The organism is Croceicoccus gelatinilyticus, assembly GCF_018398395.1.
GTDB lineage: Bacteria > Pseudomonadota > Alphaproteobacteria > Sphingomonadales > Sphingomonadaceae > Croceicoccus > Croceicoccus gelatinilyticus.
Genome location: NZ_JAHCBF010000002.1, coordinates 449,731 through 471,068, shown reverse-complemented (window position 1 = coordinate 471,068; position 21,338 = coordinate 449,731). Strand labels below are relative to the sequence as shown.

Sequence of the window (21,338 nt, the reverse complement as noted above, 5' to 3'; positions counted from 1 at the left end):
CCGGTCGCGCACCTGCCGGTAAGTTTGCGTCACCCGTGGCAGGCAGGTTGCCGGCCACGGGGGCGACGCGCCGGTCATGCGCCCGTAATCCCCCTGTAACCTGCCGCTAATCTATCGGGCGCGCTGATCTGGCACGCCCCTTGCTTCTGTCTGTCCCGGACGGGCGCCCGGCGCCGCAATGTTAGTACGGGATGAGGGGACAGCCAGCTATGGCGATCGAGACCTTTTATGACGTGATGCGCCGGCAGGGCATTACGCGGCGAAGCTTCAACAAGTTCTGCAGCCTGACCGCGGCGGCCCTCGGCCTCAGCCCGGCCTATGCGCAGGAAATCCGCACGGCGATGGAAACGAAGCCGCGCATCCCGGTGCTCTGGCTCCACGGGCTGGAATGCACATGCTGTTCCGAAAGCTTCATCCGTTCGGCCCACCCGCTGGCCAAGGACGTGATCCTGTCGATGATCAGCCTCGACTATGACGACACGATCATGGCGGCCGCTGGCGAACAGGCCGAAGCGATCATCGAGGAAACGATCGAGAAGTACGACGGCAACTTCATCCTTGCCGTCGAAGGCAACCCGCCGCTGAACCAGGAAGGCATGAGCTGCATCATCGGTGGCCGTCCTTTCGTCGAACAGCTCAAGCACGCGGCCGAACACTGCAAGGCGATCATCAGCTGGGGCAGCTGCGCCAGCTGGGGCTGCGTACAGGCCGCGCGTCCCAACCCGACGCAGGCAACTCCGGTCCACAAGGTGCCGGGCATCGCGTCCAAGCCGATCATCAAGGTGCCCGGCTGCCCGCCGATCGCCGAAGTCATGACCGGTGTCATCACTTACATGCTTACGTTCGACCGCATCCCGGAACTGGACCTGCAGGGCCGTCCCAAGATGTTCTATTCGCAGCGCATCCACGACAAGTGCTACCGCCGTCCGCACTTTGATGCGGGCCAGTTCGTCGAGGAATTCGACGATGAAGGCGCACGCCGCGGCTATTGCCTCTACAAGGTCGGCTGTAAGGGCCCGACGACCTACAACGCCTGTTCGACCGTCCGCTGGAACGGCGGTCTCTCCTTCCCGATCCAGGCCGGTCACCCGTGCATCGGCTGTTCGGAAGACGACTTCTGGGACAAGGGCGATTTCTACAGCCGCCTTACCGACATCAAGGGCTTCGGCATCGAAGCCGACGCCGACCAGATCGGCGGCACCGCGGCTGCGGTCGTCGGCGCGGGCGTCATTGCCCATGCCGCCGCCAGCGCGGTCAAGCGCGCGCGGTCGAAGAACTCGGCCACGCCTACAGATACCAACAACACGCATGAGGATGCCTGATCATGGCAACCACCGTCACGCCCAACGGCTATAATCTCGACACCAGCGGCAAGCGCGTCGTCGTCGACCCCGTGACCCGTATTGAAGGGCACATGCGCTGCGAGGTGAACCTCGACGGCAACAACGTCATCCGCAACGCCGTTTCCACCGGCACGATGTGGCGCGGGCTTGAGGTCATCCTCAAGGGCCGCGATCCGCGCGATGCCTGGGCCTTTACCCAGCGCATCTGCGGCGTTTGCACCGGCACCCACGCACTGACGTCGGTCCGCGCGGTCGAGAATGCGCTCAACATCGACATTCCCGAAAATGCGAATTCGATCCGCAACATCATGCAGCTCTCGCTGCAGGTGCATGACCACCTCGTGCACTTCTACCACCTGCACGCGCTCGACTGGGTGAACCCCGTCAATGCGCTGAAGGCGGACCCCAAGGCGACGAGCGAGCTTCAGCAGAAAGTCTCGCCCAGCCACCCGAATTCGTCGCCGGGCTATTTCCGCGACATCCAGACGCGCCTGAAGAAGTTCGTCGAAAGCGGCCAGCTCGGCCCGTTCAAGAACGGCTACTGGACGAACCCCGCCTACAAGCTGCCGCCCGAAGCGGACCTGATGGCGGTGACGCACTATCTTGAGGCGCTGGACTTCCAGAAGGAGATCATGCTCGTCCGCACGATCTTCGGCGGCAAGGACATCCACCCCAACTGGCTGGTCGGCGGTGTGCCGTGCGCCATCAACCTCGACGGCGAGATGGCGGCTGGCGCTCCGGTCAATATGGTGTCGTTGAACTTCGTCGCCAGCATCACGCAAAAGTGCATCGACTTCGTGAAGAACGTCTATGTCCCCGACGTGATCGCGATCGGCGGGTTCTACAAGGACTGGCTCTATGGCGGCGGCCTGTCGGACAAGGCGCTGCTGGCGTACGGCGACATTCCCGACCGCGCCAACGACTACAGCCCCGAAAACCTGATGATGCCGCACGGCGCGATCATCGACGGCAAGCTGACCGACATTCACCCCGTCGACCTTGCTGATCCCGATCAGGTGCAAGAATTCGTCCCGCACTCATGGTACAAGTACCCGGACGAGAAGATGGGCCTCCACCCGTGGGACGGCATTACCGAGCCGAACTATGAGCTCGGCCCCAACTTCAAGGGCACCACCACCGCGATCGAGCAGCTTGACGAGGGCGCGAAGTATTCGTGGATCAAGGCCCCGCGCTGGCGCGGCCACGCGATGGAGGTGGGCCCACTGGCCCGCTACGTCATCGGCTACATGCAGGGTCACGAAGAGTTCAAGGATCAGACCGACCGCTTTCTGCGCGCGCTCGATGCGCCGGTCGATGTCCTGTTCTCGACGCTGGGCCGCACCGCTGCCCGAGCGCTCGAAGCACAGTGGGCTGCCGAAAAGCAGAAGTACTTCCTCGACAAGCTGATCGCCAACGTGAAGGCGGGCGACACCAGCACCGCCAACACCGCGAAGTTCGATCCCAAGACCTGGCCGACGGAAGTCAAGGGCGTGGGCTTCACCGAGGCTCCGCGCGGCGCGCTGGCCCACTGGATCCGCATCAAGGATGGCCGGATCGAGAATTACCAGTGCGTCGTCCCGACCACGTGGAACGGCTCTCCCCGCGACAACGAAGGCAATATCGGCGCGTTCGAGGCATCGCTGATGAACACGAAGGTCGAACGCGCAAACGAACCGGTCGAGATCCTGCGCACGCTGCACAGCTTCGACCCCTGTCTTGCCTGTTCGACCCACGTCATGGGGCCGGACGGCGACGAACTGGCCGAAGTGAAGGTGCGATAAGGACCATGGCAATGCATCCCACACGCATCCTGACCGCGCTTGCCGCCTTTGCGGCGGCAACGCCGGCCTTAGCCCATACCGGCAACGGCGCGCATGACCTGATCCATGGATTCTCCCATCCCTTCGCAGGGTGGGACCACTTCGCCGCGATGCTGGCCGTAGGCCTGTGGGCCGCGACCCGCGCGCCGAAACAGGCGTGGCACGCGCCTGCCATGTTCCTCGGGGTGCTTGCCGTCGGCGGCGTTGGGGGGCTCGTCCTGCCGGGCTTTTCGGCCGAGGGCATCGTGGCCGGATCGCTCTTCGCGCTGGCCGCGCTGCTGATCGTCGCGCCGTTTATCGGCAACCGCGCGGGGCTTGGCCTTATCGGTCTTTTCGCGCTGGCCCATGGCCATGCTCACGGGACCGAGGCGCTGGGCTTCCTGCCCGCCTATTTCGCAGGTTTCATCGCGGCATCGGCCGCGCTGCACCTGATCGGCTGGAAGCTGGGCAGCGCGATCTTCGCGACGCGCACCGGCCGCTTCATCGCGGCGCTGGGCATCGGTGCTGCGGGCATCGCCACGGTCGCGGCCTGACGCACCAAGGGAGGGGATAATGGCGCAAGACACTGCAAAGCAAACCCAGGAAGCGGTCTACGTCTACGAGGCGCCGGTCCGCATCTGGCACTGGATCAACGCGCTTGCGATCGTGGTCCTGTGCATTTCGGGCTATTTCATCGGATCGCCCCCGCCGTCGGTGGGCGGTGAGGCTTATGACCATTACGGCTTCGGCTATATCCGGTTCTTCCACTTCGTCGCGGGCCAGATCCTGATCGTGGGCATGCTGTTCCGCGTTTACTGGGCGTTCGTGGGTAACAAGCACGCCAAGGAAATCTTCACGCCGCCGGTGACCAAGCGGTCGTTCTGGAAGGAAGTCTGGCACGAAATGCGCTGGTACGGGATGATGGAGCACAGCCCCAAGCAGTACGAAGGGCACAACCCGCTGGCGCAGGTTGCGATGCACTTCCTGTTCGTGTGGGGCATCGTCTTCATGATCGTGACCGGCCTTGCCCTTTACGGCGAAGGCGAAGGTCCGGGCGTCATCCACACGCTGTTCACCAGCTGGGTCATCCCGCTTTTCGGGCAGAGCCAGGACGTCCACACGTGGCATCACCTTGGCATGTGGATCATCGTCGTCTTCGTCATCGTCCACATCTACGCCGCCGTGCGCGAAGACATCATGAGCCGCCAGTCGATCATCTCGTCGATGTTCTCGGGCTGGCGCACGTTCAAGGATCCGCGCTGACTTTTTCACTCCTGAGTGAGCGCTTTCGGGGGATGCGCGCGGACTGGCGGGTCCGCGCGCATCTTTCGTTTGGGGTATCGTGGATTACCGGAAAGTATACTTCCAATAGGAAAGATACTTTCCGATAAGTGCGATCGCAGACAGCGCGATCAGCCCCGTTTGCGCCCGTAAATACAGGAATTTTTCAAAGCGGATGGTCTGGCACGCTGTTTGCTAAACAAATCGGCAAGTTCGTTTTCAAAACGCCGGACGGAGAGGGCAAGGATCATGAGCGCGCAAGAGGCGCCTTCCATACTCGTATTGGGCATCGGCAACCTGCTGTGGGCGGACGAAGGTTTCGGCGTCCGCGCGGTGGAGCACATGCACCGCCACTATGCGTTCCCCGACAACGTGCGCCTGATCGATGGCGGCACGCAGGGCATCTATCTCGTGCAGCAGATCCGCGAGGCCGACGTGCTCGTCGTGTTCGACGCGGTCGACTACGGCCTCAAACCCGGCACGATGAAGCGGGTCGAGGGTGACGAGGTGCCAAAGTTCCTCGGCGCGAAAAAAGTCTCGCTTCACCAGACCGGCTTTCAGGAAGTCCTGATGATGGCCGAGATGATGGGCGAACCGCCTGCGCACCAGTTGCTGATCGGGGTGCAGCCGGTGGAGCTGGAAGACTACGGCGGCTCGCTACGTCCGCAAGTGAAGGACAAGATCGAACCCTCGATCGCGATGGCGCTCGACTATCTTGCCGGTTTCGGAGTGACCGCAGTGCGCCGCGAAGTGCCGCTGTCCGACATCGAATCCATCGGCAGCCTCGAGATGATGCTCGAACGCTATGAAGGCGAGCGGCCCGATGCCGATGTCGCGCCGCGCCACGGCGACGACCGCGTCCTGGCCCAGGGGTTCGTACCGCCCGAGGATTTCGACGCAGAGATGGAGGCCCTTGTCGCAAAGGCGGGCCCCGCCTGATGTGCATCGGCATTCCCATGCAGGTCGAAGCCGTTGACGATATGGGCCGCGCCGTCTGCCTCCATGCAGGCGCGCAGCACCGCATCGACACCGCGCTCGTCGGCGAAGTCGCGCCGGGCGAGTGGGTCATGACGTTCCTCGGCGCCGCGCGCGAGAAGATGGACGAGGCCTCGGCCCGCCGCTCGCTCGACGCGATTGCCGCTGTAGAGGCGATCATGTCGGGCGGTACTGCGAACATAGAGGCGGCCTTTGCCGACCTTATCGGGCGGGAGCCGACACTGCCGCCCCACCTTCAGGCACAACAGGACAAGGACCCGATCACCTCATGAGCCAGGCCATTATCGAGCGCGAGAGCTGCTCGCCCCTCTTGGCGGGGATCGCAGACCGCCACGGTTACAGCTTCGTGCGCGAGGCCGAACTGGCCGAGATCGCCGCGAACGAACCGCTGGTCATGCTGTTCCTTGCCGGTGACTGGTGGCGGCTTGCCGAAAGCAACGACGTCGCGGTCGTCCTGCCCGAACTGGAGCGCGCGCTCGACGGGCACGCCCGCGTGCTGATCGCCCACCACGAGGACGAACGCCCGCTCCAGCGCAAGTACCGCTTCAAGGCGTTTCCCGCGATCGTCTTCCTGCGTGATGGCGAATACCTCGGCACGATCGAGGGCATTCGCGACTGGGCCGACTATCTCGTCGAGATCCCCGAAATTCTTGGCCGCGAGCCCAGCGCTCCGCCCCCCTTCCAGATGCCCGCCGGTTGCGGCGGCACGAACTGAGGACGCCCCCGATGCAGCCGAATGACAACATGATGGGCGCTCTCGTCGGCCCCGGCAGCCAGCCTGCGGACTTTGATGGCGGCAAGCTCGAATACATGAAGATGCCCGCGGGCATGACGACCTTTTCCGCAAGCCACGTGCCCGAAGCGGACGAGGCGCAGGACCACCCCGACGGCATGGCCGCGGCAGAGGCGATCCTGTCCGCTCTAAAGCGCGAGGGACCGTCCCGCATCGACCTTTCGGGTCTTGCTGCCGAAGACCTCGCCTTCATCGACCAGCTCTTGGGCGAAGGTGAAGTCTCGGTCGTGGCGGGCAGCCATACGCAGGCACAGGAATCGGTGCTGGCCGGCGTGTGGCGCGTGCGTGGCTATAGCGAGGAAGGCGTGCGCATCGCCGACTATGCCGAGATCGCGGCTTTCCCGACCGCGCTGCTGACCTCCGCGTTCGAGGGCGCGAAGGGCAAGCTGACGATGCCCGAAAGCGCCGGCCCCAACATCTTCAACGCCCCGCCGCTGGTGGCCGAGATCAACGACCACATCGACGGCGCGGATGCCGATGGGGCCGATCCGCACGTCATCAACCTCTCGCTGCTGCCGCACACCGAAGAAGACCTCGTCTTCCTCGACAAGCTGATGGGCGAGGGCGAGCTGATCATCCTGTCGCGCGGCTATGGCAACTGCCGCATCCGCGCCACGCGCACGCGCAATTGCTGGTGGGTGCGGTACTACAATTCACAGGACACCCTGATCCTCAATTCGATCGAGATCAGCCGCATCCCCGAAGTCGCGCTGGCCGCCGACGTGGACATCGCCGATTCCGCCGAACGCCTGTCGGAGATCATGGAGACCTACCGGTGAGCGACCACTTCTTCGCCGGCAGCTACGGCGGCGATGCGGCGCGCATTGCCGATGACAGCGTGCTGGAATGCAAGATCTGCTGGCACATCTATGACCCGAAGGAAGGCTGCAACTACTGGCAGATTCCGGCAGGCACGCCGTTCAGCAAGCTGCCCGATCACTATTCGTGCCCCGAATGCGACGGGCGCCGCGAAGACTTCATGGTCGTGACCTGACATGGACCCGCTCGCCGCCCTTTCGGCCCGTATCGAGAGCCAGTTCCGGCTCATCGCCGAGACGCGCATGGCGGGTATTCCGGTGATGAACGAGGCGCTGGGCGTGGCGATGCGCGGGCTGGGGCGAGTGGGCGAAAACCATGTCGGCATCCTCGTCACGCCGTGGTTCATGAACATCCTGTTCCTGCCCCTGGGCGCGCCTGACCCCGCGCCTTTCATCGGGGCCAAGGCACAGATGCTGCTGCCATCGGGCAGTTACGAGGCGATCTGGAACCACGAGGAGGTTCTGGGCGGATATTGGAGCTGCTCGCTCTTTTCCCCGATGTTCGAATTTGCCGACATGGATAGCGCGGTTGCCACCGCCGATGCGGCGATCGAAGAACTGATGGCCAAGCCCGAGCAGGCCGAACGCGAGGCCGTTTGCGAAGCGATGGTCATGCCCGCCGCCCCCAGGGACGCGGCGACGCGCATGGCAGAGGCGGAAGCAGCGGAGCAGGCAAAGCGCGAGGCCGCGGAAGCCGCCGCGCGCGAGGAAGAGAAAAAGCGCCGTGGTGTCGACCGCCGCGCCCTGTTCGGCCTGCGCCGCGAAGTGGAAGGCACGGCATGAGCGGTTACCCCGCCCTGACCGTCCGCGTGCCCGAAACCGGCGCTTGCGAGATCGACTTCAACGGCACCGCGAAAATGGCTGCCCTTCTGGTCGGCCGCGCACCGGCAGAGGCGATGGAAATCGTCGGACAGGTCTTCGCAATCTGCCACATGGCCCAGCGCAGCGCGGCAAGCCTTGCTCTGTTCGGCTGCCTGCCGGTCGACATGCGCGACATGCTGGCGGCCGAAATCGTGCGCGAACATTCACTGCGCATCCTGCTCGACTGGGCGCGGGGACTGGGCGAAGTGCCGAACCGCGAAGTCGCGATGCGGATCAATACACTCTCGCGCGACGAACATGGCGTGCGGCAGGCGGCGGCACTTGCCTGCGATACGATCCTTGGCATGGGATCTGACGAATTCCTCGATCAATCAGCCGATGCGGCAGAGCGCTGGATCGCGCAGGGCGACACTGTCGCCGCGCGCTTCCTTGCCGCATCGCGAAACGTGCGCGACGTCCCGTTCCTTTCCGACACGCCGGGACTGTTGCGCCGCCACGGCGAGAACCCACTGGTCCGAACTTGTGCCGCAGGGTCGCTGGCACGGGTCCACATGGCCAGGCTGGTCGATCTCGCCTTCCATGCCCGCTCCGGCGACGCGGTGCGCGCCGTTTCGCTCGGAGCGGGCATGGGCTGGGTGGAATGTTCGCGCGGGCGGCTGGTCCACGAGGCCGAAGTCGAGGACGGCATGGTCACGGCCTATCGTATTTCCTCGCCGACAGAGCGCCAGTTTGGCGCAGGGGGGCTCGCCTCGCGCTGGCTCTCCGCGCTATCCCCCGCGGATATGGGCGCAAGGCTGGAGGCGGCGCGGCGAATGGTTCAGGCACTCGACCCTTGCGTCGAATTCCGGGTGGAGGCCGCCTGATGCACGAGATGTCGCTTTGCGAGAACATCCGCTCGATCATCGAGGACAGCGCGCGCACGTCCGGCTTCACGAAAGTCGAACGCGTCGCGCTTGAAGTCGGTGCCTTTTCGGGCGTCGAGGTAGAGGCACTGCGCTTCGGGTTCGACGTCGTGATGAAAGGCTCGCCCGCCGAAGCTGCGAAGCTCGAAATTCACGAAGTGCCCGCCAGCGCATGGTGCATGCCATGCGCGGCCAATGTCGGCATTCAGCAACGTTACGATCCCTGTCCCGCCTGCGGCAGTTTCCAGCTGCAGGTGACCGGCGGGGAAGAACTCAAGATCAAGGAACTGGAGGTCGTCTGATGTGCACTGTCTGCGGATGCGGCGATGGCGAAACGCGCATCGAGGGGAAGGCCGGTCATAGTCATGACCACGGCCACCATCATCATCATCACGACCATGATCATCACCATGATCACGGGCATGACCACGCGCACGATCATGGCCATCACCACCACGGCGATCATGGTGACCTGCACTATGGCGCGGGCCCTGCCGGCACTTCGGTCCCGGGAATGAGCCAGACGCGGCTGATCCAGCTGGAAGCCGATATTCTCGGCAAGAACGACCGTTATGCCGCGGTCAATCGCGGGGTGTTCGCGGGCAAGGGCGTGCTGGCGCTGAACCTCGTGTCCTCGCCGGGGTCGGGCAAGACCACCCTGCTGTGCAAGACGCTGGAGATGCTGAAGGACCGCCTCCCGCTCGCCGTGATCGAGGGCGACCAGCAGACCACCAACGATGCCGACCGCATCCGCGAAACCGGCGTGAAGGCGATCCAGGTGAATACCGGCAAAGGCTGCCACCTCGACGCGCACATGGTCGGCCACGCTGTGGAATCGCTGGGGGTCGAGGATTGCTCGATCCTGTTCATCGAGAACGTTGGCAATCTCGTCTGTCCGGCAGGCTTCGACCTTGGCGAGGCGCACAAGGTGGCGATCCTCTCGGTCACCGAGGGTGAGGACAAGCCGCTCAAGTATCCCGACATGTTCGCCGCGTCCGATATCGCGCTGGTCAACAAGGTCGACCTCTTGCCCCACCTCGATTTCGACATCGATCTGGCAGAGGCGAACCTGCGCCGCGTGAACCCGAAGATCCGCATCCTGCGCGTTTCGGCCCGCAGCGGCGAGGGGATGGAGCGCTGGACCGCGTGGCTGCGCGGCGCAGCGCAAATGGCGCGTTCATCGCTCACCGATGCGGAAGCGGCGGAGTAAGCGCCATGTGCCTCGCGATCCCTGCACAAGTCACCGAACTGCACGAAGACACCATGGCGACCGTGTCGCTGGGCGGCGTGGTCAAGCGCGTCTCGGTCGCGCTGCTCGATGACGTGGTGGTGGGCGACTACGTCCTGCTCCACGTCGGTTACGCGCTGCACAAGGTGAGCGAGGAAGAAGCGCAGCGGACGCTGGCCATGATGGCCGAAGGCGGGCTGCTGCAGGACGAACTGGACGAGATCGCGGCATCGGAAGGAGCAGCAATGGCAGGGGGAGCAGGGGCATGAAGTACGTCGACGAATTCCGCGACCGCCAGCTTGCCGAAAAGCTCGCCGCCGCCATCCGCGCAGAGGCGGATCCGAAGCGCATCTACAACTTCATGGAATTCTGCGGCGGGCACACCCACGCGATCTTCCGCTATGGCGTGCAGGATCTCGTCCCCGACAACGTGAACTTTGTCCACGGGCCCGGTTGTCCCGTCTGCATCCTGCCGATCCGGCGGCTGGACGACGCGATCGAACTGGCAGAGCGGCCCGAGGTTATCCTGTGCAGCTATGGCGACATGCTCCGCGTGCCCGCCAGCAAGCGCCGCTCGCTGATGAAGGCCAAGGCCGACGGCGCGGACGTGCGGATGGTCTATTCCACGCTCGACGCGCTCGATATCGCGCGGGCCAATCCCGACAAACAGGTCGTCTTCCTCGGCATCGGGTTCGAAACGACGACTCCGCCCACCGCGCTTGCCATCGAACAGGCGCGGGCAGAAGGAATCGAAAACTTCTCGGTCTTCTGCAACCACGTGCTGACCCCGGCGGCGATCCGCCACATCCTCGATGCGCCCGAGATCGATCCCGAACAGGCGGTGCGGCTCGACGGGTTCCTCGGCCCCAGCCACGTCTCGACCGTGATCGGCTCGCGACCTTACGAGTTTCTTTCCGACAAGTACGCCAAGCCGGTCGTCATTGCAGGGTTCGAACCGCTCGACGTGATGCAGTCGGTGCTGATGCTCATCCGGCAGGTGAACGAAGGCCGCGTCGACGTCGAAAACCAGTACACCCGCGTCGTCACCCGCATGGGCAACGAAAAGGCGCAGGACCTCGTCGCGAAGATCTTCGAAGTGCGTGATACCTTCGAATGGCGCGGGCTTGGCTCGGTACCCGACAGCGCGCTTTCCATCCGCGAGGAATATGCCCAGTTCGACGCCGAAAAGCGGTTCGAGATCAGCGAGAAAGTCTCGCGCGAGGTCAAGTCGTGCGAATGCCCCTCGATCCTGCGCGGGGTGAAGAAGCCCAAGGACTGCAAGCTGTTCGGCAAGGCCTGCACGCCCGAAAGCCCGATGGGCAGCTGCATGGTCAGCTCCGAAGGCGCGTGCGCGGCCTACTGGACATATCGCCGCGCCGAGACGCTGGCCGAAATGGCGCTGGAGGCGGCGGAATGAACGAGGTCTGGCTCAAGGCGCCCAAGGTAGACCGCCGGTTCAAGGCCGATGACCGCGTCGTCATGGCCCACGGCGGCGGCGGGCGCATGATGGCCGAACTGATCCGCGGGGTCTTCGGGCATCACTTCAATAACTCGCTGCTGGCACAGGCGCACGACGTTGCCGTCATGCCACAGCCTGCGGGCCGTATCGTCGTGTCGACCGACGGGCACGTGATCTCGCCCATGTTCTTCCCGGGCGGCGACATCGGCAGCCTTGCCGTTCACGGCACGCTGAACGACGTGGCGATGGGCGGGGCCATGCCGATCGCGCTGACCGCGGGCTTCATCATCGAGGAAGGCTTCCCGCTCGCCGATCTCGACCGGATTGCGGAATCGATGGGCAAGGCCGCGCGCGATGCGGGCGTGCGGATCGCGACGGGCGACACCAAGGTCGTCGAACGCGGCAAGGGCGACGGGGTCTTCATCACCACGACCGGCATCGGCGTGGTGCCCGACCATCTCGACATCGGGCCGCACGCGGTCCGTTCGGGCATGGCGGTGATCCTGTCGGGCACGCTGGGCGATCACGGCGTTGCGATCATGTCCTCGCGCGCGGGTCTGGAATTCGGGACGAGCATCGTGTCCGACAGCGCGGCGCTGCACCGCATGGTCGCCGACGTGGTTGATGCCGCGCCCGGCACCGCGCTGCTGCGCGATCCGACGCGGGGCGGGCTGTCGTCCACGATGAACGAACTGGTCGAAGGGCGGCCCTATGGCGTGCTGCTGGACGAGGCTTCGATACCGGTGAAGCCCGAAGTCGCCTCGGCCTGCGAACTGCTGGGGCTCGATCCGCTGCACATCGCGAACGAGGGCAAGATGATCTGCATCTGCCCGCCCGAACAGGCATCGGCCGCGCTTGCCGCGATGCGCCGCCATCCCGAGGGCCGCGACGCCGCGCTGATCGGGCAGGTCGTGTCCGACAAGCCCGGTTTCGTGCGGATGACAACCGCGATCGGGGGTATGCGCGTGGTCGACTGGCTTTCGGGCGAACAATTGCCCAGGATCTGCTGATGCCGTCGCTTCCCACCATTCTCGTCATCGATGACGAGGTCCGCAGCCTCGAATCGCTGCGCCGCATTCTCGAACCCGATTTCGAGGTGCTGACCGCGACGCGGACCGCGGCGGCGGAGCGTCTGCTCGACGATCACGAGGTCAAGGTGATCCTGTGCGACCAGCGCATGCCCGACCGAGAAGGCGTGGATTTCCTGAAGGAAGTGAAGGAGCGCTGGCCCGAAACGGTCCGCATGATCATCTCGGGCTATACCGACGCGCACGACATCATCGACGGCATCAACGATGCAGGCATCTTCCAGTACATCACCAAGCCTTGGCACCCTGATAACCTGCTGCTGACGCTGAAGGCGGCGTGCCAGCTTTACGACCTGCAGAAGCAGAACGACCTGCTGGCCGTCGAACTGCGGATGCTGCCCGATGCAGCCTCGCAGCTTGTCGAAAAGCGGCAGGAACGGCTGCGCGAGGCATACACGTTCGATGACGGTATCGTGCGCGCCAAGGGCAGCCCGATGGACGAGGTCTGCGACCAGCTGGCCGAAGTCGCGCGTTATGACATCCCCGTCCTGCTGTTCGGCGCATCGGGCACCGGCAAGGAACTGGCCGCCCGATCGCTCCACTATGGCTCGCCGCGCTGGGACAAGCCCTTCGTTGTCGAGAACTGCGGCGCGCTGCCCGACGAACTGCTGGAAAGCGAACTGTTCGGCCACCGCAAGGGCGCCTTCACCGGCGCGGTCGCGGACCATGTCGGCCTGTTCGAGCGCGCCGACGGCGGTACGATCTTCCTCGACGAAATCGGCGAGGTTTCGCCTGCCTTCCAGGTCAAGCTGCTGCGCGTGTTGCAGGAAGGCGAGATCCGTCCGCTGGGCGATACGCGCACGCGCAAGGTCAACGTCCGCGTCGTCGCCGCGACGAACAAGGACCTTGAGGAAGAAGTCCGCGCCAAGCGTTTCCGCGCCGACCTGTTCTACCGTCTTGCCGGCATGATCGTGCGCCTGCCCGACCTGAAAGACCGCAAGGGCGACTTGCCGGTGCTGGTCTCGAGCCTGCTCGAAAACGCGTGCCTGCGCATGGGCAAGGGCGTTGCGGGCGTCAGCGAGGACGCGATGGCGAGCCTGTCGGCCTATGCCTGGCCCGGCAACGTGCGCGAGCTTCAGAACGAGATCCAGCGGCTGGTGGTGAAGGGCGAGGAAGGCGCGGAACTGGGCGCGGACCTTGTCTCGCCGCATATCCGCGCGGCCTCTGCCAGTCGCGTGCCGCTGCCGGCAGGCGACGACGGCGTGCCGGCCGCCTTGCCGCCCGGTGCCGACAGCGGCCCGCTGAAGGACCGCGTCGCCGCGATGGAAGCGCAGATCATCCGCGAGGCGCTGGTCCGTCATCGCTGGAACAAGACGCGAGTGGCCAAGGAGCTTGGCCTGTCCCGCGTGGGCCTTCGCGCCAAGCTAGACCGCTATGGCCTTGAAAACGTGCATCCGATAAAGCTGGCGCGGGGCACCTGACGTCATGACCGATATCGACCGCATCGCACCTCCGCCGCCTGACCTCGACCTGCGCCACCTTGGCCTGGGCTCGCTGGAAGGCAGCGCCGAGGACATGTGGATCGACGTGATCCGCCAGATGGACACGGTCTATGCCGACCTCGTCAAATCGCAGACCGCGCTGGAACAGCAGCACGGCGAACTGGCCGAGGCGCATGATTTCATCGGGTCGGTCCTTGATGCGATGACCGACATCGTCGTCGCCTGCGATGCGGGCGGCACGATCCAGCAGGCGAACCGCGCGCTGGAAACGATCGTCGGCGAAACCGAGCAGGTCCTGCTGGGTCGCTCGGTCGTGGACCTGTTCGTGTCCGCCGAACGCGATGCCGTGCGCAGCGCTATGGCCGACGCGGGTGAGGGCCGCCCGATCGACCAGCGCGAATTTCACCTTGCCTCCCCCGATGGTGAGCAGGCGGCGATCTCGCTCAACATCGCGGCGCGCCATGACGGCGACGGACGGCTGGCGGGTCTCGTCATCGTCGGCAGACCGCTGGGCGAATTGCAGCGCGCCTACCGCGAACTCGATGCCGCGCACCAGAAGCTGACGCAGACGCAGGAACAGCTCTTGATGAGCGAGAAGATGGCCGCGCTGGGCCGTCTGGTCGCGGGCGTCGCGCATGAACTCAACAACCCGATCAGCTTCGTCTTCGGCAACATGTACGCGTTGAAACGCTATGGCGAGGCGATCACCAAGTACCTCGAGGCGACGGCCGACGCCCCGCGCGATCCGCGGCTGGATGCACTGCGCGACGAGCTTCGCATCGACCGTATCCTCGGCGACATCAATCCGCTGGTCGAAGGGACGCTGGAAGGCGCGGAACGCGTGCGCGACATCGTGCAGGACTTGCGCCGCTTCTCCTCCAGCCAGAAGGAGGAGCCCGAAGGCTTCGACCTTGTAAAACTGGTCCACACCGCGGCGGACTGGGTGCTGAAGGCTCAGCGCAGCAAGCCCGAGATCGTCTGCGACATGCCCGAAAAGCTGGAGATCACCAGCCGCAAGGGGCAGGTCCACCAGATCGTTGTGAACCTGATCCAGAACGCCTGCGACGCGGTGGAAGAGCGCGATGGCGCCTGCATCACCGTCACTTGCGGCAAGGCGAACGGGGTGGTCCGCCTGACGGTGGCCGATAACGGACCGGGCATCACGCCTGAAAACCTCGCCATGATCTTCGAGCCGTTCTTCACCACCAAGCCGATCGGCGCGGGCACGGGGCTTGGCCTGTACGTCAGCTACAACATGGCCGTGAAGATGGGCGGCACGATCGCCTATTCCGACGCGCCAGGCGGCGGGGCCTGTTTCGCGCTGACCCTGCCGGACGAGGGCGGCCATGGCGAATAGGCCGCTGCGCCTCTTGTGGTTGCAGTCGGGCGGGTGCGGGGGATGCACGCTTTCCCTCATCGGCGCGGAATCGCCCGATCTTGCGACCGCTCTCGACGCGGCGAACGTCGATCTGGTCTGGCATCCGTCGCTGAGCGAGGAGACCGGGGCCGAGGCCCGCGCGAAGATCGAGGCGGTGGCCGAAGGACAAGAACCGCTCGACATCTTCTGCCTCGAAGGATCGGTGATGACGGGGCCCAATGGCACTGGCCTGTTCCACCGCATGGCGGGCACCGATACCCCGATGATGGCAGTGATCGAAAAGGTCGCCCGCCGCGCGCGTTATGTTGTGGCGGTGGGAAGCTGCGCCGCGTTCGGCGGCATCACGGCTGCGAACGGCAACGAGGTCGGCGCGATCGGCCTTGCCTATGACGGCAAGCAGGCAGGCGGTTTGCTGGGCGCGGACTTCCGCTCGGCCAGCGGGCTGCCGGTCATCAACATCTCGGGCTGTCCGATCCACCCCGACTGGTTTGTCGAAACGCTGCTGCAGATTTCGGCAGGCGCTTTCGACGTGGTCGACATCGACGAATGGGCGCGGCCCGTGTCCTATACCGGCCACCTCGTCCACCACGGCTGTTCGCGCAACGAATTCTATGAATTCAAGGCAAGCGCCGAGCAGCTTTCGCACATGGGCTGCATGATGGAGAACCTCGGCTGCAAGGGCACGCAGGCCCGCGCCGACTGCAACATCCGCCCGTGGAACGGTTCGGGAAGCTGTCTTGATGGCAACTACCCCTGCATCAACTGCACCGCGCCGGGTTTCGAGGAACCGGGCCATGCCTTTGCCGCAACGCCCAAGATCTCGGGCATTCCGGTGGGCCTGCCGACCGACATGCCCAAGGCGTGGTTCGTGGCGCTGGCGTCGCTGTCCAAGGCCGCAACGCCCGCGCGCTTGCGCGAGGATGCGACGAAGGACCGGCTGACCGCGCTACCCACGCGCGGGAAGGGCAAGCGATGAGCCGGCTCATCATCGGCCCGTTCAACCGTGTCGAGGGTGATCTCGAAGTGCGGCTCGACACCAGCGCGGACCAAGTCCAGCGCGCCGAAGTGACCTCGCCGCTCTATCGCGGGTTTGAGCGGATGCTGCACGCCAAACCGCTGCCTGACGCGCTGGTCTATGCGCCGCGCATCTGCGGGATCTGCTCGGTCTCGCAATCGGTCGCCGCCGCCCGCGCGCTGGCCGCGATGGACAACCGCGCCATTCCGCCCGCAGGCGCGCACGCGATCAACATCGTCCACGCGGTCGAGAATCTCGCCGATCATTTCACCCATTTCTACCTGTTCTTCATGCCCGACTTCGCGCGGGAGACTTACGCGCCCGAACCGTGGCACCAGGCCGCCGCCGAACGGTTCGCGGCGGTGAAGGGGACGGCGACACGCGATGCGCTGCCTGCGCGCGCGGGCCTCATGCAGTTGATGGGTATTCTTGCAGGCAAGTGGCCCCACACGCTGTCGATCCAGCCCGACGGGTCGACGCGCGCTATCACGCGGTCGGAAAAGGCACGCGCGGGCGTGATCCTGACCGGTTTTCGCGGCTATCTCGAACGCACGCTGTTCGGCGACAGGTTGGAGAACGTGGCCGCGCTGTCCAGCCGCGACGCGCTTTACGCATGGGCCGAGGCGCAAGCCGCGCGTCCGTCCGACTTTGCCCATTTCATCGCCATATCGCGCGCTCTCGACCTTGCCTCGCTTGGCCGGACGAGCGTGCCGCACATGAGCTTCGGCGCATATCCGAACGCTGACGGCCACTTCTTCTCGCGCGGGCTGTTCCGCGGCGGGGTCGGCACGTTCCTCGACCTTGGCGCGATTGCCGAGGATGTGAGCCACGCGTGGTACCGGCAGGGCGGTGAACACGGCAGTCCGATGCACGATGCGCCGCCCCCCGATGCCACGCGCGAAGATGCCTATTCGTGGTGCAAGGCCCCGCGCCTCGGCTCCGAACCGGTCGAAGTCGGTGCGCTGTCGCGACAGCTTGTCGCGGGTCACCCGCTGCTTCGCGATATCGTCCGGCTGGGCGGGGCGAGCGTGGAGGCGCGGATCGTCGCCCGTATGCTCGAACTCGCCCTTGTCGTTCCGGCGATGGAGCGCTGGCTGGCCGCCATCGATACCGATGCCGCGTTTATCGACCACCGCCCGCTGCCCGCAAATGGCGAAGGCGTCGGCCTGACCGAGGCGGCGCGCGGGTCGCTGGGCCACTGGCTGCGCGGCGAGAAGGGCAAGATCGACCACTACCAGATCATCGCGCCGACGACCTGGAACTTCAGCCCGCGCGACGCGAACGGCACGCCCGGCCCGTTGGAGCAGGCGCTGGAAGGCGTGCCGATCCGCGCGGGCGAGACCGAGCCGGTCGCGGTCCAGCACGTCGTCCGCTCGTTCGACCCTTGCATGGTCTGCACGGTGCACTGATGCAGGCCGGGGGGGTGGCGGCAGACTGGACTTCCCGGCGCATCCGCGTGCGCGGGCTGGTGCAGGCGGTCGGCTTTCGGCCTCACGTCTGGCGGCTGGCAAGGAAGCTCGGCCTGTCGGGCAGCGTGGCAAACGACGGCGAGGGTGTGATCGTCCACGCATCAGGCAGCCGCGCCGCGCTTGACGCATTCGAACGCCGGATCGTCGCCGAAGCTCCGCCGCTGGCCCGCGTGGAAACGGTGGAAAGCGTGGCCGAACCCGCACGCGATTTCACCGACTTCGTCATCCTGAGCAGCGCAGGCGGCGAGATCGCGACAGGCATCGTGCCCGACGCGGCGACGTGCCCCGAATGTCTTGCCGAACTGACGGACCGGGCGGATCGCCGCCACGGATACGCTTTCGGCAACTGCACGCACTGCGGCCCGCGCATGTCCATCATCCGGGCGATACCGTACGATCGCGTCAATACCAGTATGGCGGCATTCGCCATGTGCGATGCTTGCCGCGCCGAATACGAAGACCCGGAAAACCGCCGTTTCCACGCCCAGCCGACGGCCTGCCCCGACTGCGGCCCGCGCCTGTGGCTCGAAGGGCTGGGTGCCGAGGCAAAGGAACCTGTGGCTGAAACCGCGCGGCTGTTGCGCAATGGAAAGATAGCCGCAATCAAGGGCTTGGGAGGTTTCCACCTCTCTTGTGACGCGCGGAACGCGGAGGCCGTTCACGAACTGCGTCGTCGCAAGGCGCGCGATGCCAAGCCGTTTGCGCTTATGGCCAGGACGGTCGCTGGCATCGCGCGTTATTGCCACGTGGACGCGGCGGCGGCCGACCTTTTAGCGTCGCCCGCCGCCCCCATCGTGCTCCTGCCCATCCGCGCCGACGCGCCCGCCTTGCCCGAGGCGCTGGCGCATGGGCAGGATCACCTCGGCTTCATGCTGCCCTATACCCCGCTGCACCACTTGCTGCTCGATGCGTTCGATGGCGTGCTGGTGATGACGAGCGGCAATCGCAGCGACGAGCCGCAAGTGACCGGCAACGACGAGGCGCGTGAGAGGCTGCTCGGCCTTGCCGATACGCTGCTGATGCACGACCGCGACATCGTGAACCGGGTCGACGATTCGGTCATGGCGCTCGACGGCGAAGGACCGGTCCTGATGCGCCGCGCGCGCGGCTTTGCGCCTGCGCCGGTCGTGGTTTCCGAGGCTCTGGCCGGTAAAGGCTCGATCCTTGCGATGGGCGGCGAATTGAAAGCCACGTTCTGCATGATGCGCGATCGCCAAGCGGTCCTGTCGCAGCATATCGGCGACCTCGAGGACATGGGCGCACACGACGATTATCGCCGGATGCTGGAGCTGTTCCGCGAAATCTACCGCTTTGAGCCCGATGCCATCGCGGTCGACCTACACCCCGAATATCTCTCTACCAAGCTGGGCAAGGCGATGGCTGAAGAGCTTGGCGTGCCGCTGGTCGAAGTGCCGCATCATCACGCGCACATGGCGTCATGCATGGCAGAGCAGGGGATCGAGGGCGCGTGCCATGCCATCGTGCTCGACGGGCTGGGCATGGGCGCTGACGGCACGCTCTGGGGCGGCGAAGTGCTGCGCGGTGATGCTGAGCAGAGCGAGCGGATCGCGGGGCTTCCCGCCGTTGCACTTCCGGGCGGGGCGGCAGCGATGAAGCAGCCGTGGCGCAATCTCGTCGCGCACCTGCGCCACGCTTTCGGCGCGGACTGGCGCGATCATGCCGCACCGCTGACGCGGCATCTGCCGAACGACATGGCGGTTTGCACGGTGGAGCAGATGATCGCGCAAGGCCTGAACAGTCCGACGTGTTCCTCCGCAGGGCGCGTGTTCGATGCCGTATCGGCGGCGGTTGGCATTCACGCTGATGCCATCGGGCACGAAGCGCAGGCGGCGATGGAACTGGAGGCGCTGGCCCGGCCATTCGCGGACGAGAGCGGATATGTCTTCCCCCTCGATGATCTGGGCAAGATGTGGCGCGCTATTGCAGCCGATCTTGCGTCCCAGATCGAACCCGGTGTGATCGCCGCGCGCTTCCACGCGGGGCTGGCGGGGGCTTTTGTCGAAGCGCTTCGGGCCAGCGGCGGGGCGGGGCGCGTCATCCTTTCGGGCGGGGTGCTTCAGAACCGTGTTCTGAGGCAGAACCTGTCGAGACAATTGCGCGCCGCGGGGCTGGAGCCGGTGAACCACCGGCTGGTGCCGGCGAACGACGGGGGTCTTTCGCTGGGGCAGGCAGTCACGGCGGCGCAGGTTCTGGGACGGGACAAGACGCGATGATGCGTAACGAACACGAACTGCGGAAATCGGTCGTCGCCGAAATGCACTTGCGGCGCTGGCCGCAGTTGCAGCCGGGGATGACGGTGATCCAGGTCCTGCGGCAAGTCGCGGCCGAGGAGCGCGAGGCAGAGCAGGAAGCGCTTGCCAGCCTGCCCGATGGCGCCAGCGTCGAACATTCCCCCAATCCGCGCCACGTTCAGGGCAGCCTTGGCGAAGGCGTGGACTTCGGGTGGGAACGCCATAGCGAGGCGAGCGCGACGACGCTGTTCATCTCGCGCGGGGCCGGTGCAGCGCTCGACCCGCAGGGGGACGCGGCGATTTCGCGCGCGCTCGACTGGGCGGACAGCCTGCCGGGCAAGATCGTGCGGGCCACCCGCATTGCCATCGTCGCCGACAAGACCGAGGCCGATGCCTTGCTGCCGCGTTTTGCGTTCGAACCGCTCGACCTCGTAAGTTGCCACATCGCGGGCGGGGCGCGGATCTGGTCGGACTTCCGCCTGCGCGAAGACGGGTTCGGCGCGGTGCTGGTCGCTGCCAACGGCCTGCCGCCGGGCGACTTGTCGCGTACCGTCCAGCGGCTTCAGGAACTGGGCAATTACCGCAATCTCGCGCTGCTCGGCCTGCCGGTGGCGCAGGCGGGGTGGAAAGTGCTGGACGGGATCGAGGCGGAACTGGCCAGCCTCGGCACCCGCGTTGCGCGCAGCGACGTGTCCGACGACGAACTGCTGAAGCAGGTGACGGACCTGTCGATGCAACTGATGACGCAGACCGCGTCCTCCGATTTCCGGCTGAGCGCGACAGAGGCCTATGCGGTTCTGGTCGAGGAGCGGCTGGAGGATCTGTGCATCGAGCCGGTGCCCGGTTTCCAGTCGCTCGCCGATTTCACCCAGCGCCGCTTCCTCCCCGCGATCCGCACTTGCGCCGCGCACCGGCGGCGGGCCGAGACGCTGGCGGCGCGTACGGCGCAGTTCGTGTCGCTGTTCCGCACGCGGGTCGAAACGCGGATCGAGAACCAGAACGGGCGGCTGCTGCACTCGATGGAAAAGTCGATCACAACGCAGCTACGCCTGCAGCACCTTGTCGAAGGGCTGTCGGTCGTGGCGCTCAGTTACTATGGCATCAGCCTCATCGCCTACATGCTGAAGGGCGCGGAGAAGCTGAACCACGATATTTCGTCTGGCGTGATCATCGCGGTGCTGACCCCGTTCGTAGTCGCGGCGATGTGGCTGGGCATCCGGTCGATGAAGCAGCGTATCCTGCACCACGACTGA

General features: G+C 65.5%; 22 protein-coding genes. All 22 read left to right on the top strand.

All coding sequences use genetic code 11. The features are described from left to right. Positions 1–209 precede the first annotated feature (209 nt). The 22 genes from KIH45_RS06105 to KIH45_RS06000 all read left to right on the top strand — a co-directional run bounded on the left by KIH45_RS06105 (position 210) and on the right by KIH45_RS06000 (position 21,338). Positions 210–1,322, top strand: a complete 1,113-nt coding sequence (locus tag KIH45_RS06105; protein ID WP_213175107.1) for a hydrogenase small subunit — start codon at positions 210–212, stop codon at positions 1,320–1,322. Between the two features lie 2 nt (positions 1,323–1,324). Then, positions 1,325–3,124, top strand: a complete 1,800-nt coding sequence (locus tag KIH45_RS06100) for a nickel-dependent hydrogenase large subunit (protein WP_213175106.1) — start codon at positions 1,325–1,327, stop codon at positions 3,122–3,124. An 11-nt stretch (positions 3,125–3,135) separates the two neighbouring features. Next, on the top strand, positions 3,136–3,696 hold the full coding sequence (locus KIH45_RS06095; protein WP_213175105.1) for a HupE/UreJ family protein: 561 nt from the start codon (positions 3,136–3,138) through the stop codon (positions 3,694–3,696). Between the two features lie 19 nt (positions 3,697–3,715). Continuing rightward, positions 3,716–4,405 carry a Ni/Fe-hydrogenase, b-type cytochrome subunit gene (cybH, locus tag KIH45_RS06090; protein ID WP_213175104.1) on the top strand — a complete coding sequence of 230 codons (690 nt, stop codon included), beginning with the start codon at positions 3,716–3,718 and terminating at the stop codon, positions 4,403–4,405. A gap of 267 nt (positions 4,406–4,672) precedes the next feature. Beyond that, positions 4,673–5,362, top strand: a complete 690-nt coding sequence (locus tag KIH45_RS06085; protein WP_213175103.1) for a HyaD/HybD family hydrogenase maturation endopeptidase — start codon at positions 4,673–4,675, stop codon at positions 5,360–5,362. Beyond that, positions 5,362–5,691 carry a HypC/HybG/HupF family hydrogenase formation chaperone gene (locus KIH45_RS06080; RefSeq protein ID WP_213175102.1) on the top strand — a complete coding sequence of 110 codons (330 nt, stop codon included), beginning with the start codon at positions 5,362–5,364 and terminating at the stop codon, positions 5,689–5,691. Before KIH45_RS06085 ends, KIH45_RS06080 begins: the two co-directional genes overlap by 1 nt. After that, complete coding sequence (locus KIH45_RS06075; protein ID WP_213175101.1) at positions 5,688–6,134, top strand: thioredoxin domain-containing protein; 447 nt, start codon at positions 5,688–5,690, stop codon at positions 6,132–6,134. The genes KIH45_RS06080 and KIH45_RS06075 overlap by 4 nt, the downstream gene beginning before the upstream one ends. An 11-nt stretch (positions 6,135–6,145) precedes the next feature. Continuing rightward, the gene (locus tag KIH45_RS06070; RefSeq protein ID WP_213175100.1) at positions 6,146–6,991 is read left to right on the top strand and encodes a hydrogenase expression/formation protein; all 846 of its coding nucleotides are present in this window, start codon (positions 6,146–6,148) and stop codon (positions 6,989–6,991) included. Beyond that, positions 6,988–7,206, top strand: a complete 219-nt coding sequence (locus KIH45_RS06065; protein ID WP_213175099.1) for a rubredoxin — start codon at positions 6,988–6,990, stop codon at positions 7,204–7,206. Before KIH45_RS06070 ends, KIH45_RS06065 begins: the two co-directional genes overlap by 4 nt. Before the next feature lies 1 nt (position 7,207). Continuing rightward, the gene (gene hybE, locus KIH45_RS06060; protein ID WP_213175098.1) at positions 7,208–7,813 is read left to right on the top strand and encodes a [NiFe]-hydrogenase assembly chaperone HybE; all 606 of its coding nucleotides are present in this window, start codon (positions 7,208–7,210) and stop codon (positions 7,811–7,813) included. Then, positions 7,810–8,715: a hypothetical protein gene (locus tag KIH45_RS06055; protein ID WP_213175097.1), complete on the top strand. Its 906-nt coding sequence runs from the start codon at positions 7,810–7,812 to the stop codon at positions 8,713–8,715. The genes hybE and KIH45_RS06055 overlap by 4 nt, the downstream gene beginning before the upstream one ends. Further along, a complete protein-coding gene (gene hypA / locus KIH45_RS06050) occupies positions 8,715–9,056 on the top strand; it encodes a hydrogenase maturation nickel metallochaperone HypA (RefSeq protein ID WP_213175096.1) in 342 nt (113 codons plus the stop codon). Before KIH45_RS06055 ends, hypA begins: the two co-directional genes overlap by 1 nt. Beyond that, a complete protein-coding gene (gene hypB / locus KIH45_RS06045; RefSeq protein ID WP_337925410.1) occupies positions 8,939–9,964 on the top strand; it encodes a hydrogenase nickel incorporation protein HypB in 1,026 nt (341 codons plus the stop codon). The genes hypA and hypB overlap by 118 nt, the downstream gene beginning before the upstream one ends. Positions 9,965–9,969: 5 nt before the next feature. Then, a complete protein-coding gene (locus KIH45_RS06040; protein WP_213175094.1) occupies positions 9,970–10,251 on the top strand; it encodes a HypC/HybG/HupF family hydrogenase formation chaperone in 282 nt (93 codons plus the stop codon). Then, a complete protein-coding gene (gene hypD, locus KIH45_RS06035) occupies positions 10,248–11,399 on the top strand; it encodes a hydrogenase formation protein HypD (protein WP_213175093.1) in 1,152 nt (383 codons plus the stop codon). Before KIH45_RS06040 ends, hypD begins: the two co-directional genes overlap by 4 nt. Beyond that, positions 11,396–12,451, top strand: a complete 1,056-nt coding sequence (gene hypE, locus KIH45_RS06030; protein ID WP_213175092.1) for a hydrogenase expression/formation protein HypE — start codon at positions 11,396–11,398, stop codon at positions 12,449–12,451. The genes hypD and hypE overlap by 4 nt, the downstream gene beginning before the upstream one ends. Further along, positions 12,451–13,950, top strand: coding sequence for a sigma-54-dependent transcriptional regulator (locus KIH45_RS06025; protein WP_213175091.1), 1,500 nt, complete (start codon positions 12,451–12,453; stop codon positions 13,948–13,950). The genes hypE and KIH45_RS06025 overlap by 1 nt, the downstream gene beginning before the upstream one ends. Before the next feature lie 4 nt (positions 13,951–13,954). Next, positions 13,955–15,328, top strand: a complete 1,374-nt coding sequence (locus KIH45_RS06020; protein ID WP_213175090.1) for a sensor histidine kinase — start codon at positions 13,955–13,957, stop codon at positions 15,326–15,328. Further along, a complete protein-coding gene (locus tag KIH45_RS06015; RefSeq protein ID WP_213175089.1) occupies positions 15,318–16,325 on the top strand; it encodes an NADH-quinone oxidoreductase subunit B family protein in 1,008 nt (335 codons plus the stop codon). The genes KIH45_RS06020 and KIH45_RS06015 overlap by 11 nt, the downstream gene beginning before the upstream one ends. Next, positions 16,322–17,773: a nickel-dependent hydrogenase large subunit gene (locus KIH45_RS06010; RefSeq protein WP_213175088.1), complete on the top strand. Its 1,452-nt coding sequence runs from the start codon at positions 16,322–16,324 to the stop codon at positions 17,771–17,773. The genes KIH45_RS06015 and KIH45_RS06010 overlap by 4 nt, the downstream gene beginning before the upstream one ends. Continuing rightward, complete coding sequence (hypF, locus tag KIH45_RS06005) at positions 17,773–20,067, top strand: carbamoyltransferase HypF (RefSeq protein ID WP_213175087.1); 2,295 nt, start codon at positions 17,773–17,775, stop codon at positions 20,065–20,067. Before KIH45_RS06010 ends, hypF begins: the two co-directional genes overlap by 1 nt. Further along, positions 20,064–21,338 carry a DUF3422 domain-containing protein gene (locus tag KIH45_RS06000; RefSeq protein WP_337925409.1) on the top strand — a complete coding sequence of 425 codons (1,275 nt, stop codon included), beginning with the start codon at positions 20,064–20,066 and terminating at the stop codon, positions 21,336–21,338. The genes hypF and KIH45_RS06000 overlap by 4 nt, the downstream gene beginning before the upstream one ends.